Annotated in this window: 10 protein-coding genes and 1 pseudogene; 5 read left to right on the top strand and 6 right to left on the bottom strand. The window is 76.4% G+C overall.

What is annotated here, in order from left to right:
• Positions 1–15 precede the first annotated feature (15 nt).
• Positions 16–1,377, top strand: a complete 1,362-nt coding sequence (locus tag OG550_RS30460) for a nitric oxide synthase oxygenase (protein WP_442906099.1) — start codon at positions 16–18, stop codon at positions 1,375–1,377.
• Positions 1,378–1,472: 95 nt separating this feature from the next.
• Here the strand turns inward: OG550_RS30460 and OG550_RS30455 are convergent.
• A pseudogene (locus tag OG550_RS30455) lies at positions 1,473–2,117 on the bottom strand (TetR/AcrR family transcriptional regulator); the annotation flags it as partial.
• A gap of 122 nt (positions 2,118–2,239) precedes the next feature.
• On the opposite strand from OG550_RS30455, the gene OG550_RS30450 reads away from it, so the two are divergent.
• The 4 genes from OG550_RS30450 (at position 2,240) to OG550_RS30435 (ending at position 7,185) form a co-directional block, all read left to right on the top strand.
• Positions 2,240–3,403, top strand: coding sequence for an acyl-CoA dehydrogenase family protein (locus OG550_RS30450; RefSeq protein WP_327684258.1), 1,164 nt, complete (start codon positions 2,240–2,242; stop codon positions 3,401–3,403).
• Between the two features lie 77 nt (positions 3,404–3,480).
• Positions 3,481–4,668 (top strand): thiolase family protein, encoded by a 1,188-nt coding sequence (locus OG550_RS30445; protein ID WP_327682955.1) that lies wholly within the window; start codon positions 3,481–3,483, stop codon positions 4,666–4,668.
• Between the two features lie 179 nt (positions 4,669–4,847).
• Positions 4,848–5,606, top strand: a complete 759-nt coding sequence (gene fabG / locus OG550_RS30440; protein WP_327682953.1) for a 3-oxoacyl-ACP reductase FabG — start codon at positions 4,848–4,850, stop codon at positions 5,604–5,606.
• A gap of 205 nt (positions 5,607–5,811) precedes the next feature.
• The gene (locus OG550_RS30435) at positions 5,812–7,185 is read left to right on the top strand and encodes a S53 family peptidase (protein ID WP_327682951.1); all 1,374 of its coding nucleotides are present in this window, start codon (positions 5,812–5,814) and stop codon (positions 7,183–7,185) included.
• 140 nt (positions 7,186–7,325) lie between these two features.
• On the opposite strand, the gene OG550_RS30430 is transcribed toward OG550_RS30435, so the two are convergent.
• From OG550_RS30430 to OG550_RS30410, 5 genes are all read right to left on the bottom strand, one after another.
• On the bottom strand, positions 7,326–7,934 hold the full coding sequence (locus OG550_RS30430; RefSeq protein ID WP_327682949.1) for a hypothetical protein: 609 nt from the start codon (positions 7,932–7,934) through the stop codon (positions 7,326–7,328).
• Between the two features lie 59 nt (positions 7,935–7,993).
• Positions 7,994–9,067, bottom strand: a complete 1,074-nt coding sequence (locus OG550_RS30425; RefSeq protein WP_327682947.1) for a hypothetical protein — start codon at positions 9,065–9,067, stop codon at positions 7,994–7,996.
• Positions 9,067–11,334 carry a hypothetical protein gene (locus tag OG550_RS30420; RefSeq protein ID WP_327682945.1) on the bottom strand — a complete coding sequence of 756 codons (2,268 nt, stop codon included), beginning with the start codon at positions 11,332–11,334 and terminating at the stop codon, positions 9,067–9,069. The genes OG550_RS30425 and OG550_RS30420 overlap by 1 nt, the downstream gene beginning before the upstream one ends.
• Before the next feature lie 318 nt (positions 11,335–11,652).
• A complete protein-coding gene (locus OG550_RS30415) occupies positions 11,653–15,726 on the bottom strand; it encodes a BTAD domain-containing putative transcriptional regulator (protein ID WP_327682943.1) in 4,074 nt (1,357 codons plus the stop codon).
• Complete coding sequence (locus tag OG550_RS30410; RefSeq protein ID WP_327682942.1) at positions 15,726–16,175, bottom strand: hypothetical protein; 450 nt, start codon at positions 16,173–16,175, stop codon at positions 15,726–15,728. The genes OG550_RS30415 and OG550_RS30410 overlap by 1 nt, the downstream gene beginning before the upstream one ends.
• Between the last annotated feature and the right edge of the window lie 217 nt (positions 16,176–16,392).

The raw sequence follows: 16,392 nt of genomic DNA, 5'->3' as shown, positions 1-16,392 counted from the left end.
TGGGCGGCAGGAGGGATGTCCTTGATCTTCGACCGGCTTCGCACCCGCAGCGCCCGCAGGCCCGCCGCCGCACCCGGCGGGAGCTGCCCGTACTCGCACGCCCACGTCCACGGCCACCTGGTGCCGGAGGAGCCGACCGCCCCGGGGCTCCCTCCGGCGGCGTCCGGCGAGAGCCCCGGCACCGCCGACGGCTCCGAGGGCTCCGACGGCTCCGACCGGGCCGCGGAGCCTGCCGGTGCCCACCCGGTCGACCCCGCCGCCGGCCCCCCGGCCGACCCCGCGGCGGCCGACCGGTTCACCGACCCCCGGCAGGCCGCCGACTTCATCCGGCAGTTCCACCGCGAGCAGCCCGCCGCCGGGGACCAGGAGCAGCGGATCCGCGCCGTCCTCGACGAGATCGACCGGACCGGCACCTACGAGCACACCCCCGCCGAGCTGGCCCACGGCGCCCGGCTCGCCTGGCGCAACGCGGCCCGCTGCATCGGGCGGCTGTACTGGCGCAGTCTCGTGGTGCGCGACCTGCGGCACCTGAGCTCCGCGGACGACATCGCCGCCGAGTCCTTCGAGCACCTGCGCACCGCCGCCAACGGCGGCCGGATCCGCCCCGTGGTCTCGGTGTTCGCCCCCGACCGGCCCGGCCGGCCGGCGGCCCGCATCGTCAACCAGCAGCTCGTCCGCTACGCCGGCCACCCGGCGCCGGACGGCGGGTGGACCGGCGACCCGGCGGGTGCACAGCTCGCCGCCCGGGCCCGGGACCTCGGCTGGAAGTGCGGCGAGGAGCGCTTCGAGGTGCTGCCGCTGCTGGTCCAGGAGCGGCCCGGCGAACGGCCCGAGTGGTACGAACTGCCGGACGACACCACGCTGGAGGTCGAACTCGTCCACCCCGACCACCCGTGGTTCGCCGCCCTCGGCCTGCGCTGGTACGCCGTCCCGGCGATCAGCGACATGACGCTGGAGATCGGCGGCGTCCGCTACCCCACCGCGCCGTTCAACGGCTGGTACATGGGCACCGAGATCGGCGCCCGCAACCTCGCCGACGCCGACCGGTACGACATGCTGGCGACCGTCGCCGGACGGCTGGGCCTCGACACCTCCAGCGACCGCACGCTCTGGCGGGACCGCGCGCTGGTCGAGCTCAACGTCGCGGTGCTGCACTCCTTCCAGGAGGCCGGGGTCACCATCGCCGACCACCACACCGAGTCGGAGCGGTTCCTCAAGCACATCGCGCAGGAGCGGCGGCTGGGCCGGCCCACCCCCGCCGACTGGAGCTGGATCGTGCCGCCGGTCTCGGGCGGGCTGACCCCCGTCTACCACCGGTACTACGACCCGGTGGACCCTTCGCTCCGGCCCGCGTTCGTGGCCCGCGAGCCCTGGTGACCCGGGGCTGCGGGCGCAGCGGGGGTGGCGGGCGCAGCGGGCGCAGCGGGCGCAGCGGGGGTGGCGGGCGCAGCGGGGGCGGACGGGGCACCGGGGCCGGACGGGGCGCCCTGGCCTCGCTCGTAGCGCAGGGCCAGCCCGTCGAGGAGCGCCTCCAGCCCGGTCTCGAAGGCCCCCTCGTCGACCGCCGCCCGGTGCTCGGCCAGCCGGTGGGCGTCGCCGAGGTGGGGGTAGTCGGCGGCGTCGTAGAGCCCGGCGTCCTCAGGGAAGCCGGCCGCGAAGGAGGCCAGCGCCGAACCGGTGACGAAGTACCGCATCAGCGCGCCGATCCGGGTGGCCTGCCCGCGCGGCCAGCCCGCCTCGACCAGGCAGCCGAAGACGGCGTCGGCCAGCCGCAGCGCGTTCGGGCGGCGGCCCGGGCCCTGGGCGAGCACCGGGACGATGTTGGGGTGGGCGGCCAGCGCGGCGCGGTAGGACCGGGCCCACTCCCGCAGCGCCTCCGGCCAGGGCGCCCCGGCGGTGAACATCGACAGGTCGACCTCGCCGATGACCCCGTCCACCACCGCGTCCAGCAGGTCGTCCTTGGTGGCGAAGTGGTTGTAGAGGGAAGGCCCGCTCACGGACAGCTCGGTGGCCAGGCGGCGGGTGGAGAGGGCGGCCAGCCCCTCCTCGTCGACCAGCCGCAGGGCGGCGGCGACGATGCGCTCGCGGCTGAGCAGGGGGGTGCGCGGGCGTGCCATCGGCGCGGTTCCTCCGGTCGGGTGGGCGTGGGGACCGATTCTGGCAGGCGCCCCTTCCCTGCGCGGCCGGTCGGGGCTACAGTCCCTCGTAAAACTTGCAGCGCTAGTTTATCGGGGTGGCCATGGACCTGGAGCTCACCGAGGAGCAGACCGCCGTCCGCGACCTCGCGGCCTCCTTCACCGACCGCGAGATCGTCCCGCACGCCGCCGCGTGGGACCGCGCCGAATCCGTCGACCGCGCGATCATCGGCAGACTCGGCGAGCTCGGCTTCCTCGGCCTGACCATCCCCGAGGAGTACGGCGGCAGCGGCGGCGACCACCTCGCCTACTGCCTGGTCCTGGAGGAGCTCGGCCGGGGCGACTCGGCCGTCCGCGGCATCGTCTCGGTCTCGCTCGGCCTGGTCGCCAAGTCGGTGAACTCCTACGGGACCGAGGAGCAGAAGCGGCACTGGCTGCCCCGGCTCACCTCCGGCGAGGCGCTCGGCTGCTTCGCGCTCACCGAACCCGGCACCGGCTCGGACGCCGCCAACCTCACCACCCGCGCCGTGCGCGACGGCGACGAGTGGCTGATCAGCGGCGCCAAGATGTTCATCACCAACGGGACCTGGGCCGACGTCGCCCTCGTCTTCGCCCGCACCGGCGGCGACGACCCCGACCAGCGGGGCCACCGCGGCGTCACCGCCTTCCTCGTCCCCACCGACCTGCCGGGCTTCACCCGCACCGAGATCCACGGCAAGCTCGGCCTGCGCGGCCAGGCCACCGCGGAGCTGGCCTTCGACGCCGTCCGGGTGCCCGACAGCGCCCGGCTCGGCGAGACCGGCAAGGGCTTCACCGTCGCCATGGCCGCCCTCGCCAAGGGCCGCATGTCGGTCGCCGCCGGCTGCGTCGGCATCGCCCGGGCCTGCCTGGACGCCGCCGTCCGGTACGCGGGCGAGCGCGAGCAGTTCGGCGCGCCGATCGCCTCCCACCAGCTCGTCCAACAGCTGCTCGCCGGCATCGCGGTGGACGTCGAGGCCGCGCGGCTGCTCACCTGGAAGGTCGCCGACCACATCGAACGCGGCCTGCCGTTCGCCACCGAGTCCTCCGTCGCCAAGCTCTTCGCCGGCGAGGCCGCCGTGCGGGCCGCGAACAACGCGCTCCAGGTCTTCGGCGGCTACGGGTACATCGACGAGTACCCCGTCGGCAAGTACCTGCGGGACGCCCGGGTGATGACCCTCTACGAGGGCACCAGCCAGATCCACCAGCTGCTGATCGGCCGCGCGCTCACCGGCGTCAACGCCTTCTGACCGCCCGCCCGGCCCCCTCCCCTCCCCTCCCACTCGCCCCTCCTCGCCCCCTCCCTCCCGACAAGGAGCCCGACGTCGTGCGTCCTGTCTACTTCGCCGCCGCCCGCCGCACACCCATCGGCCGGCTGCGCGGAGCCCTCGCCACGGTCCGCCCGGACGACCTCTCGGCCACCGTGCTGCGCACCCTGCTCGCCGACCTGCCCGCCCTCGACCCCGCCCGGATCGACGACGTCTACTGGGGCGCCGCCAACCAGGCCGGCGAGGACAACCGCAACGCCGCCCGGATGGCCGTGCTGCTCGCCGGCCTGCCCGACAGCGTCCCCGGCGCCACCGTCAACCGGCTCTGCGCCTCCGGCCTGGAGGCGGTCACCATGGGCGCCCGGGCGATCGGCTCCGGCGAGGCGGACGTGGTGCTGGCCGGCGGGTGCGAGTCGATGACCCGCGCCCCGTTCATCCTCCCCCGCCCCGACGAGGCGCTCCCGCACCGGATCGAGACCCACGACACCCGGCTCGGCTGGCGGCTCACCAACCCCCGGATGCCCGAGCTGCACGGCGTGCTCTCGATGGGCGAGACCGCCGAGGAGGTCGCCACCCGCTACGGCATCGGCCGCGAGCGCCAGGACGCCTTCGCGCTCCGCAGCCACCAGCGGGCCGCCGCCGCCCGCAAGGACGGGCACTTCGACGCCGAGCTGATCCCGGTGGAGCGGCCGGACGGGGTGACGGTCGACGCGGACGAGTCGATCCGCGAGGACACCAGCCTGGAGAAGCTCGCCCGGCTCAAGCCCGCCTTCCGCCCGGACGGCACGGTGACGGCCGGCAACGCCTCGCCGATGAACGACGGCGCGGCCGGGCTCGTGCTGGTCAGCGAGGAGGCGCTGCACGAGTACGGTCTCCGGCCGCTCGGCCGGTACGTGGCCGGGGCCTCGGCCGGTGTGCACCCGGACGTGATGGGGATCGGCCCGGTGCCGGCCACCCGCAAGGCGCTCGCCCGGGCCGGCTGGTCGCTCGGCGAGGTCGAGGAGGCCGAGCTGAACGAGGCCTTCGCGGCCCAGGTCCTGGCCTCCGTCGACGAGCTGGGCATCGACCCGGAGCTGGTCAACCCGACCGGCGGCGCCATCGCCCTGGGCCACCCGCTCGGCGGCTCCGGCGCCCGCATCCTCACCACCCTGCTGCACCGCATGCGCCGCACGGGCGCCCGCCGCGGGCTGGCGACCATGTGCGTGGGTGTCGGCCAGGGGACCGCGGTCCTGGTGGAGTCGGCCTGACGGGCGCAGCCCGGCGAACGGCGGACAACGAATGACGCACGACGCACGATGACGACGCTCATCGCGCGACGCATGACGCATGACGGCTGACGCATGACGGCTGACGGACGGGGGCCGACGGGCATCCGTCGGCCCCCGTCCGCCGCCCCCTCTTCCGAAGAGCCACCGAAGGAGCTGCTGTGACTCGTTTTGCAGGCAAGGTCGCCGTCGTCACCGGCGCGGCCCAGGGCATCGGCGCGGCCACCGCGCGGCGACTGGCCGAGGAGGGCGCGGCGGTGGCCGTGGTCGACCTCGACGCCGGGCGGGCGGCCGGGACGGTCGAGGAGATCACCGCCAAGGGCGGCACCGCCCGGGCCTACGGCTGCGACGTGGCCGACTACGACGCCGTGGAGGCGGTCTTCGCCCAGGTGGTGCAGGACCTCGGCGGTCTGCACGTCCTGGTCAACAACGCCGGGATCACCCGGGACAACCTCTTCTTCAAGATGCCCAGGGCCGACTGGGACGCGGTGCTGACGGTCAACCTGACCAGCGCCTACAACTGCTGCCACGTCGCCCAGAAGTACATGGTGGCGCAGAAGCACGGCAAGATCGTCTCGCTCAGCTCGCGCTCCGCCCTGGGCAACCGCGGCCAGGCCAACTACGCCGCCGCCAAGGCCGGCATCCAGGGCCTCACCGCGACGCTGGCGATCGAGCTGGGCCCGTTCGGCATCAACGTCAACGCGGTCGCCCCCGGCTACGTCGCGACCGCGATGACGGCCGCCACCGCCGAACGGGTCGGCGCGACGGCCGAGGACCACCAGACGGAGGTGGCCGCGCGGACGCCGCTCCGGCGGGTCGGGCAGCCGGAGGAGATCGCCTCGGTGGTCGCCTTCCTGGCGAGCGAGGACGCCTCCTACGTCAGCGGACAGACCCTGTACGTCAACGGCGGGGCGCGCTGACACGCCCGACGAAATCTGACGGTCGATCAGTTCACCGTCCCCGGTGAGGGGTTACCTTCACCTGGGCCGGTCTTGACCTTTTCCGGTGGCCGGAGACGACCATGCCGACAGTATGAAATGACTATGGCATGATCATGCGGCAGTCGATGGGATGGCCGGACCGACCCGACCGATCCCGGCCGGGCCCCGCGCCCCAAGGAGTCCCATGGGCCACCCCCTCGCCCTCCGCCGCGCCCTCGCCGTGCTCGCCGTCGGAGCCACCGTCCTCGCGGCCGGCACCGTCTCCGCCGTCTCCGTACCGGCCGCCGCCGACGCCCACCCCTCCACCGGCCTCACCGGCGTCCACGTCCGGCCCGCCTCGGCCGGCCACATCACCGCCGTCGGCCGGACCGCGCCGCTGCCCACCTCCCAGTGCGTCACCGAGATCGGCATCCGCTGCTACTCGCCGGTCCAGTACCGCGAGGCCTACCACCTGAACCCCCTCTACCAGGAGGGCGTCACCGGCAAGGGCCGCACCATCGTCATCGTCGACTCCTTCGGTTCGCCGACCATCCAGCACGACCTGGAGGTCTTCGACAAGCAGTGGGGCATCCCCGACACCCAGGTCGAGGTGGTCAAGTGGGGCGACGTCCCGCCCTTCGACCCCACCGACCCCGACCACACCGGGTGGGCCGGCGAGGCCACCCTCGACGTCGAGTACGCGCACGCCGTCGCGCCCGACGCCCACATCATCCTGGTCGAGACCGGGGTCGCCGAGACCGAGGGCACCACCGGCCTGCCCGAGATGATGGACGCCGAACGCGCCCTCATCCGGTCCGGCCGCGCCGACGTCATCTCGCAGAGCTTCGGCGCCACCGAGAACACCTTCCCCGGCTACGACAAGGGCGACTTCAGCTCGCTCACCGGTCTGCGCTACGCCTTCAAGGAGGCCGCCGCGCACGACGTCACCGTGCTCGCCTCCTCCGGCGACAACGGCGCCACCGACGCCCAGGAGAACGGCACCGACCTCTACCCCTACCGGGTCAACTCCTGGCCCTCCTCCGACCCGCTGGTCACCTCCGTCGGCGGCACGCAGCTCAGCCTCGACAACGCCGGCCGGCGGACCGCGCCCGACAAGGTCTGGCACGACGCGTACGGCGCGGGCGGTGGCGGGGTCTCCGGCGTCTTCGAACGGCCCTGGTACCAGGCCGGCGTCGCCCGGGTCACCGGCGACCACCGCGGCACGCCCGACATCAGCATGAGCGCCGCCGTCGACGGCGGCGCCTGGACCTACGAGTCCTACGACCCCGCCCGGGCCGGCTGGCACCTCACCGGCGGCACCAGCGAGGCGGCCCCGATCTTCTCCGGCGTGGTCGCCCTCGCCGACCAGCTCGCCGGCCACCGCCTCGGCCAGCTCAACTGGCGCCTCTACGGACTCGACCTGCTCCCGCGGCAGTGGAGCGGCCTGGTCGACGTGACCACCGGCGACAACTCCTGGGACACCGTCACCGGCTACCAGGCCGCCAAGGGCTACGACCTCGCCAGCGGTCTCGGCACCATCGACGGCGCGCGCTTCGTGCACGCCCTCGCCGGTCGCTGACTCCCGTCCGGCACACGGTCGCGGTGGACGGCTCCGCCGGTGCGGGCCGTCCACCGCGGCTTCACGGGACCTGTCGGCGGCTCACCGCGGACCCGACCGCCGCACCCGCCCGACCGCTGCCCCGCGGCGTGGCCGGCCGCTCATCCTCGACCGGCGACGGCTTCGACGAGCGGGGCGAACAGCAGCGCCCAGTTGCCGGGCAGGTTCTCCACCGCGGACGTGAGGTAGCCGCGGACGACCGTCGACTCGTCGGGCCGGGCGGCCGCTCCGTCCTCGCGGACCGCCCGCAGGCACGCGTCGACGCACTCGGCGACGTCGTCCTCGTCGAAGCCCAGACGTGCGCAGGCCTCCCGGGCCTCCGGCGGCAGGGCGGACGGGTCGTCCCCCTCGCCGGCCGCGTCCAGCAGGTAGAAGAGGTGGCTCCCCGGGCGCGGCAGCCCGGCGCGCAGGCCCGCCGTGGTGAACTCCCGGTCGGCGTCCTCCCGGACGAGTGCCGACTCCCGGACCGAGTCGGCGACGAGCTCCGCCCAGTAGGCCTCGTCGTGCCGGCCGTCCGACTGCCTCAGGTGCTCGGCCGCGAAGGCCGCCATCGCGGCCGGGTCACCGACGAGCGGTGAGACGATCAGGTCGCTCGTGTAGTCGAAACCGAAGTGGTAGCGCTGCCCGTCGAGTGTGAGCGACTCGATCCCGGCCACGTGGCCGACCCGTCCGGGCAGGGGGTGGATGCGCTCGGCTGATTGCTGTTCCATGCCGGAGACCGTAGCGGCGGCCACGGACAACGAGACCCCCGGGCGGGCGCCCCGGGCGGTCAGAGCTCCGGGAGTTCCTCGCCCAGGCGCGGCTCCCGGCGCTCGATCAGCCAGAACAGGTAGCCGCGCAGGTAGTCCTCCAGTCCGTCGTCCAGGTGGGCGGCGTACCGGCGGAGCGCCGCCGGCTCGTTCCGGTCGCCTCCGAGCTCCCCGGCGATCCAGGCGCGGACCGCGTCGCGGCCGGCCCACCACTCCCGCACCGCTTCCGGGGTCCAGTGCTCGTCGCCGTCCCAGGCGTAGCCGCCCGCCGGTTCGTCCTCGGCGATCCGCACCAGGCCCGCCAGCTCACGGGGGTTGACCGGCTGCCGGTGGACGAACCCGTGGTGCTCGTCGCCGGAGAGGACGTGCTCCGGCAGGCGGTGGGGGCCGTTCAGCCCGCCGTCGGTCTCCCCCGCGTAGAACGGGCCGGGCACGTTGAGCCGACTGCGCTCCTCCCAACGGCCGTTCCCCATCGTGGCGGTGAGGGCGCGGGCGGTGGGCAGCGGGTCCCAGTACGCCAACTGCGTCCAGTGGCCTTCGGTCGGGTGGCGCTGCAGCCGTTCGCGCAGGTCCGCGGCCGACCGTTCGAGCGTCCGGTTCCAGGTGCGGCCCATCGCGTCGAGCTCCCACGGTTCGAGATCGCCGCGGAAGCTCCGGGACTCGCGCCAGGTCCCCTCGTCGGCGAGCGGGACGCCCAGCCGCACGTGCCGGCCGGACCGGGAGAAGGCGACCTCCGCCTGCCCGGAGACGACGGTCGTCAGGAACTCCATGGCGAGGCACGAGGGGACCCAGTCGAAGACGTACCCGTCACAGACGATCCGGCTGTGGTCGCCGCCGTCCACCAGCATGACGATGAACGACCGCCCCGCCGCGTCCAGGTGGACGTCGACGAGCCGGGGCGACCGGCCCCCGTCGCCCGCCTCCACCTCCACCGCCTCCACCGACTCGAAGAGCCCCGAGGCCCCGGCCTCGGCGACGAACCCCGCCGCCTCCACCGTCGGCCAGGGCTCGCCCGACCGGCGGGCCCGCCGGTCGGACTCCCGCTCCTCCGCACGCCCGGTCCAGACCCGGGACAGCGCGGACAGCACACCCATCAGGCGTGGTCGGGCTGGGCGGCCGCCAGATGGGCGAGGTGGCGTTCGGCGGCGCGGAGCTTGCGGCCGTCGGGACCGGGGAGGTAGGCGCGCAGTTCGATGATCTCGGGGGCGATCCGGAGGGCCTCGGCCCGGTCCGGGATCGCCCGCCAGCAGGCCTCGGCGTTGGTCGCGGCCTGCTGGGTCTCGGGGTGTTCCGGGCCCTGGGCGCGGAGCAGGGTCAGGGCCACCTCGCGGTAGATGTCCGCGGCCTCGGCGGTCCGCCCGGCGAGGCGGCAGACGTGGGCACGGACCTGACGGACCTGGAGGACCGGCGCGGAGACGGAGCCGTGTTCGCCGATCGCCTCCAGTTCGAGGGCGAAGGCCAGGTCGGTGGCGGCCGCGTGGTCCCCGGCCTCGGCGCTGCGGACGATCCGCCCGATCACCTCGCGGTAGTCGGCGCGCGGCTGGAGGGGTTCGGGCGCGGGCACGGGCACGGGCACGGGCACGGCCTCCGGCTCGCGGGCGGGCTCGGTGGGCTCGGTGGGCTCGGCGGATCCGGCCCCGGCGGCCCCGGGCTCGACCACGGCCTCGGGGGCGGCGTCCGGGACGGACCCGGGGCCGGGGACGGCGTCCGCGGGGACGGGGAGGCCTGCGGCTTCGCGGGCCTCCTCCCCGCCGGTGTCCTCCTCGGCGTCCGCCCCGGCTTGCACTTCGGGGGCCTCCGCCGGGGGCTCGTCGACGCGCGCGTCCTGCACCGGGGGCTCCGACGTCGCCTCGGCGTCCGCGGCGGCGTCGGCCGGGGCCTGCCAGGCGTAGGACTTGAGCAGGTCCACGGGCCGCGGTGCGGGCGGCGGGGTGGGCGGGACCCCGGCCTTGAGCAGGTCCACCCGGTCGTCGGCCGGCGCCGCGCCGGACGGGTCGGCGAAGTCCTCGGCGCCGGTACCGGCGGCGGGGCCGTCCTCCGGCGCGGGACCCGACGGGTCGACGGCCGCGCCCGGCTTGTCCAGGGTGACGGCGGTCCTGGGCCGCGGCACGGCCTCGTGCGGCACGGCGTCCTGCGGCGGCAGGTCGCCCCAGGGCGCCTCCTCCGGGGCGGCCGGCCGGGGCGGCACGGCGGCCTGGCCCTCGTACGGGGCGGGGTCGGCGACGGAGCCGTCGCCGCGACGCGCGGTGTTGCGGAAGAACGGGCGGTCGGGCGCGTGCGTGGCCAGCACGACGACGTCCGGACGGAGCACCGAGTACACCTGCTGGCGCAGTTGCTCGGGGGCGAGGACGGCCTCGCCCCCGGGGCGCCCGCCGTGCAGCGCCTCGATCAGCGCACGGGTGAAGGTGCCGATCTGCTCGGGGTCGGGGCTGACGACCGCCCAGAGCGGCAGGCCGTCGGTGAGCGGTGCGGCGGCGCCCTGGAGGAGGGGCCAGGCGCTCTGATCGGCGCTCAGGTCGGCGATGACCAGGGTCTGCCAGTCGGCCGGGCGGTGGCGCAGCTCGGCCGCGACCAGCTGCCAGGCGAGGCCGTCCTGCCGGACGCTGCCGGGCTTGGAGTCACGCAGGGTGAGGTGGAGCTGGCCGCTGCGCTTGTCGGCGAGCAGGTGTCCGCCGAGGTGGACGAGGAGCGGTCCGGGGTGGCGGGCCGCGGCGCGCAGGTGGGCGATGACGGTGTGCGGGTCGCTGGCGCCGGGGAGGTGGACGGCGTCGACGGCGTCGGCGGCGAGCAGCACCTGGGGCGACACGGCGGCGAGCATCGCGGAGAGCACCGGGGCCTGCGCGGATCCGCCGCGTCCCCAGGTGCGGCGGCCGGAGCCGCCGTAGCCGCCCTCGACGACGAGGATCCGCCCGCGCGGCGCGGTGCCCAGGCCGTTGGTGACGGGCGGGGCGACGGGTGCCGGGACGCCCTGTGCCGGGATGCCCTGCGCCGCGGGGACGCCGTGCGCCGGGGTGGCACCGGGGCCGCCGAACGGCGGCTGCGGTGCCGGGGCCGGTGCCGCGGCCTGGGCGGCCGGGCCTCCCATGGCGGGCATACCGGTGACGGTCCATCCGGTGGAGGGGACCGGCGGCAGGGGCGGCACCTGCGCGTCCGGGACGGACTCGGGCACCGGCGCGGGCGCCGGGTCGGGTACCGGGGCCGGGGCGGGTGCGGTCACCGGGACCGGCGGTTCGTACAGGGCGGCGGGACCGGGCGGGTGCTCGTCGTACGCGTTGCGCGGGTGCCACGGCGGTACGGCGTCCTGGGGGCCGGGGTCCGTCGCCGGGTCGGGATCTCCGGGGACCGCCGTCGTCTCCGCCATCTCCTGGTCACCAGCCCCGCCCCGCCGCTCAGCGGCGTCCTCTACTGCCTTGCCCCGCGTGGTGTCGGCCACCACACCCGTTTGCGCCACCCTACGAGATCTCGGCATGCCCGAGCCAGGCCGGGTGGGTGATCGGTACGGAGGCGACACGCCGCCAGTACGCCACCGGTGCGCGGCCGGCCCGCGATCGGCCCGCGGCCGCCACTCCCCCGGCACGCGGTCCACACCCGACGGGCACGGATCCGCCACGGCCACCGGCCCGCGGACACGGCGGAGCGGGGCACCGGACCAGCCGGTGCCCCGCTCCGCCGCACCGGTTCAGGAGCCGGCGAGGAGGTCCCGCAGCAGGGCCACCGTGTCGGCGTCGAGGTCGCGACCGGTGCGGCGGCTGAGCGCGTCCAGGCGGTTGACGGCCCGCAGGAGCTGGTCGCGGGCGCCGGCCGAGGCGTAGGCGTAGAACAGGTCGCGGTGCAGGAGTTCGACGTCCGGGGCGACGGCGAGGCCGCGGAAGACGGCGGCCTCGGCGCTGCGGTGGTCGCCGTACTGGAGGCGGCGGGCGGCGAGTTCGTGGGCGGTGTCGACGATCGCGGCGATCATGTCCTGCCGCTCGGACTCGGCCCACCCGTACGAGGCGGGCGGGGCCTCCGCGAACGGGGCGCCCCGGACCAGCGCGAGGGCGTGGGCGAGGGCCGCGTCGGCGGTGGCGCTGGTGCTGCGCATGCCGCGCCGGTAGAGGCCGCGGAACTCGTCCCAGTCGCAGGTGACGGCGGGGGCGAAGGCGTAGCCGTCGGCGGAGTCGGTGGCCAGGAAGGTCCGGCCGTCCGAGGAGGCGCCGAACCAGGCGGCCAGGTCGGCGAGTTTGTCGGGCAGCGGGCTCCTGGCGTCGGCGGCGGTGGGGTGCGGGTCGAGGTGGGCCGCGCCGGGGTGCAGGTCGTGGTCGAGGGCGTTGTGGTCGGCGCCGGGGCGCAGGGCCAGGTAGACGGCGAGTTCGGTGAGCCGCAGGACGGTGGCGGGGTCGGCCGTGCCGCTGGTGCCGGCCACGTCCACCGGGCCGAGCAGGCGGATCCGGGGGGCGGTGCGGGTGGCGTGGGCCTCCGGGGAGCGGAGGATGGCGAGCAGGTCGTCGCTGTCGCTGCGGCCGGGGGTGGTGCGGGCCACCGGGGCGGTGGCGGCCGGTCCGGGTTCGACGGCCGCACCGGGGAGCGCCGGCTGCCGGGTCGGCCGGGGGGCGGGCTGGGCGGACGGCCCGGGGACCGGTTCCGGCCGACCGGGGTGGCGCGGGTCGGTGCCGGTGGGTGCGGGCGCCGGGTCGTGCGTCGGGACCGGCTCGGGGGCGGGCGCCGGCTCGGCGGCCGGGCCGGGCACCGGTGCGACGGGCGCCACCGCCTGGACGGGCGGGACGGGCACGGCCGTGCCGTTCGGCGTTCCGGTCTCGTCGGGCAGCCGGAGGTTCCGGGTGGTGTCCTCGGCGCTGGAGGCCGCCCCGCCGTCCGGGTCCGTTCCGGTGGGGTAGCCGGCGGCCGGGCCGGTGGGAGTGCTGGGGCTGCTCGGCGTGGTCGGGCCGGTGGGGGTGACGGCCTGCCGGCCGAGACCGTTGACGAGGTGCCGGGCGCCGGGCGGCAGGGGCGTCCCGGGCGGCAGCGGCGTCGCGGGCGCGGCCGGACCGACCGGGGCGACGGGCACCACGGGCACCACGGGCACCACGGCGACCGCGGGCACGACCGACCCGGTGGAGATCGCGGGCGCCGCCGGGTCGGTGCCGGCGAACGGGCTCACGCCGGTGCCGATCACCCTGGCGAGCAGGCGCGGACCGGCGGCCTCGGGGGCGTCGCCGTCCGTACCGTCCCCGAGGTCCGGCTCGTCGGGCGAGCCCATCAGGAACCCGCCGGTCGGACCGCCGCCCGACACCCCTGCTCCCACCAGCACCGGTACGGGCGGCAGTTCGGCCGGTTCGAGGTCGTCGAGACCGGGTCCGTCCAGGGTCCAGGCGGGGGCGGGGTGCTGGGTGGTGTCGTCGGCGGCCCGGAGCAGTTCGGCGACCTGCTCGTACTGGCCGGTGGTCAGGCGCTGCAGCTCCAGGGTGAGGTGCAGGCCGGGGATGGTGGCCTGGCCGGTGGCCGGCAGGGTCCAGCGGGCGACCGGTCCGGTGCCGCGCTCGGGTGCCCGGGTGACCACGGCGACGCAGGTCCGCGGGCGGGCGTCGAGCAGGCGGCCGAGTTCGGCCGGGACGTCGCCGCCCGGCTGGTGGGCGCAGAGCACGATCTCGGGGACCCAGGACTCGTCGGCCTGGCCCCGGCTGCGGGCCTCCCGGGGGCTGTTGGCCTCGGCGGCGACCAGGGTGGCCCGGGCCTTGGCGGTGCGCGGGCCGAGGGCGGCGAGCGCGGCCTCCAGAGTGGGGTGGCGGTGGATCCGTTCGGCGGCGGGGCCGCTGATCGGCACCTCCTCGGCGAGGTCGACCAGGTGCAGGTGGAGCCGGTCGGCCAGCGGGCTGTGGGCGAGTTCCAGGGCGAGGGTGCGCAGCACGTCGCGGGCGTCGTCCGGGTGGCCGGAGAGGTGGAGCAGCCGGACGGTCTCCAGGTCGGCGAGGATCACCGAGCCGTCGGGCGAGGAGCCCAGGGTGACCAGCGCCGGGTAGGGGGCGGCGGTCTTGCGGGCCTGGGCGGGCGAGAGCAGCCCGTCGGAGTCGGCCTCGCACCACCAGATGTCGGGGGTGTGGGCGGCGCGGAACGGGGCGATCGGGGCCGCCGGGCCGGAGAGGTACAGCTCGATCGTCCGGCCGGGGGTGATCCGGGCGGCGACGACGGCGGGCAGCCGCTTGCCGCCGCGGACGGTGTTGCGGGCCATGCTGCGCAGGGCGCGGTCCAGCAGGTCGAGTCCGGCGTCGTCCTGGCGGGCCTTCAGTTCGGCCTCGAAGGCGGCGGCGGGGGCGGTGGGCAGGGCGATGCGGTGCCGGGGGCGCCGGGCGCGGAGCTGGGTGCCGCGCTTGCGGGCGACGGCGCCGACCATGACCGCGGCCAGCAGGACGCCGACGGTGGAGGCCGCGAGGGCGACGCCGTAGTCGTCGCTCGGGGTCTCCGCGGCGTGCGCGGCGGGCGTCTGGGCCGGGGTCTGGGCGGGTGCGGGGGTCTGGGGGGCGGGTGCGGGGGTCTGCGCGGGTGCCGGGGCGGGCGCGGGCACCTGGGTGCTCGGCGCCGGTGGCGGCGGGGCCGGGGCGGGGGCGGGTTCCGCCGGGGGCGCGGGGGCCGGGGCGGGCGCCGGCTCCGGCGCGGGGGCGGGCGCGGGTGCGGGGGGCGCCGCGCCCGGGAGGCTGAGCACCATCCCGGGCACCACCACGTCCGGATCGGTGAGCCGCTCGCCGTCCGGCGCCTGCACGCCCTTGTTGGCGTCGAACAGCTTCGGCCAGGCCTCGGCGTCGCCCAGCTCCCGCTCGGCGATCACCGACAGGCTCTCCCCGGCCTTCACCGTGACGGTCCCGGTGCCCTGCGCACCGCTCCCCGGCGTGCCGGTGGCGGACGTGCCCGAGGTCCCGGTGGCGGGCGCGGGGGCCGGGGCGGGCGCCGGGGTCACGGCCCCGTCCGGCTTGGCGTCGGCCGGCATCAGCAGCTTCCAGCCGGGCTGGATCGGCCGGTCGGCGTCGAACCGGTTGCCCGAATCGTCCATCACCCGGCCGTCGTTGAGCTTGGCGATCTCCGTCCAGCGCTCGCCCGAACCGAGCTGGCGCTCGGCGATGGACCAGAGGCTGTCGGCGGGCCGGCTGTCGCGCACGGTGTAGCCGGCCTGCTGGTCGGCGGCGGGGGTGAGGGCCGGCGCGGCCTGCGCGGCGTGCAGCGCGGCCCGCTGCACGCCGGCGCCCGCCTGGGCGGACGCGGTGGCCACCTGGGGCCGCTCGGGAGTGGCGGCGAAGGCCGAACCGGCCACCGGCACCAGCGCGATCACCGCACCCACCAGCCCGGCCGCGGCGCGCTGGCTCCAGCCGAACGCCGGGATCCGCCGGGCCACGCGTCCGCGGAGCTGGGCCGGGATCTCCAGCAGGACGGAGAACGCGAAGCACGCCCAGCCGAGCCAGCCGATCACGACCAGCAGCCAGAGGAAGAGCCGTCCGTCGTCGGGGCTGGTCAGCAGCGCGCCGATGCCGTCCGGGGCGAGCGCGCCCATGTCGGCCACCGCGCGGGTGCCGTACAGGAGCAGTGCCGGGACGCCGAGCAGCAGTCCGAGCAGGGTGATCAGGGCCGCGATCGCTCCGATCACGGCGCCGCCCCGGCCCCTGCGGCCGCCGCTGCCGCCGCGGTGCGACGGCCGCGACGACGGCCGGCGGCCGGGCGCGGGAGTGGCGGGCACGCCCCGGGCCGGACGCCCGGCGCGGGTCTGGTCCTTGGCGCGTGGCGCGGCCATCAGTCGGTCTCCGCTTCCTTGACTCCGTGGACGAGGGCTGCGCTTCCCTTGCCCGTGATCTTCCAGTTGGCGAGGCCGGTCAGCAGGACGGGCCGGTACTCGGTCTCCACCGTGATGTCGACGCTCGCCCCGTCGGGCGAGAACCCCACGGACTTCGCGCGCAGGCCGTACAGCGCGAGGTAGCTGTTGGCGGCCTCCTCGGCGTACTGGTGCTGCACCCGGTACCCCTCCCCGCGGAGCAGCGCGGCCTCGTCGAGCTGCTGGCCGGCCACCCGGGCGGCCTCCTGGGCGTAGGCGTCGGTGTTCTCCGCGGCGCGCAGCTTGCCGCCGGCGTCGATGATGACGACGACGACCAGGACGACGAAGGCCGCGCAGATGGCGACGAACACCGAGAGCGCGCCACGGTCCGAACGGGCCCGGAAGCCCGGTGCCCCGCGTCCGCGCGCCATGGCGCCCCCTCCCGACATGCCCGTCCACCCTCCCCCGGGCGCTCTCCGCTTGCGTCTCCCCCGCCCGGAGCGTCTCCAATCCCCGTCCGGGCACCTCGTCCTCACGACCTCACCACCGCCCGCCCCACGGCCCGTCACATCCCTGTCAGGGGCGGGTTCCGGCCCGCCCCGCCCGCGCCGGTGCACGCCCCCTCGGCCGCCCAGCCCGCACCGCTCC

Origin of the sequence: Kitasatospora sp. NBC_00458 (genome assembly GCF_036013975.1) — a bacterium.
Lineage (GTDB): Bacteria > Actinomycetota > Actinomycetes > Streptomycetales > Streptomycetaceae > Kitasatospora.
This window is presented reverse-complemented; position numbering and strand designations above follow the sequence as displayed.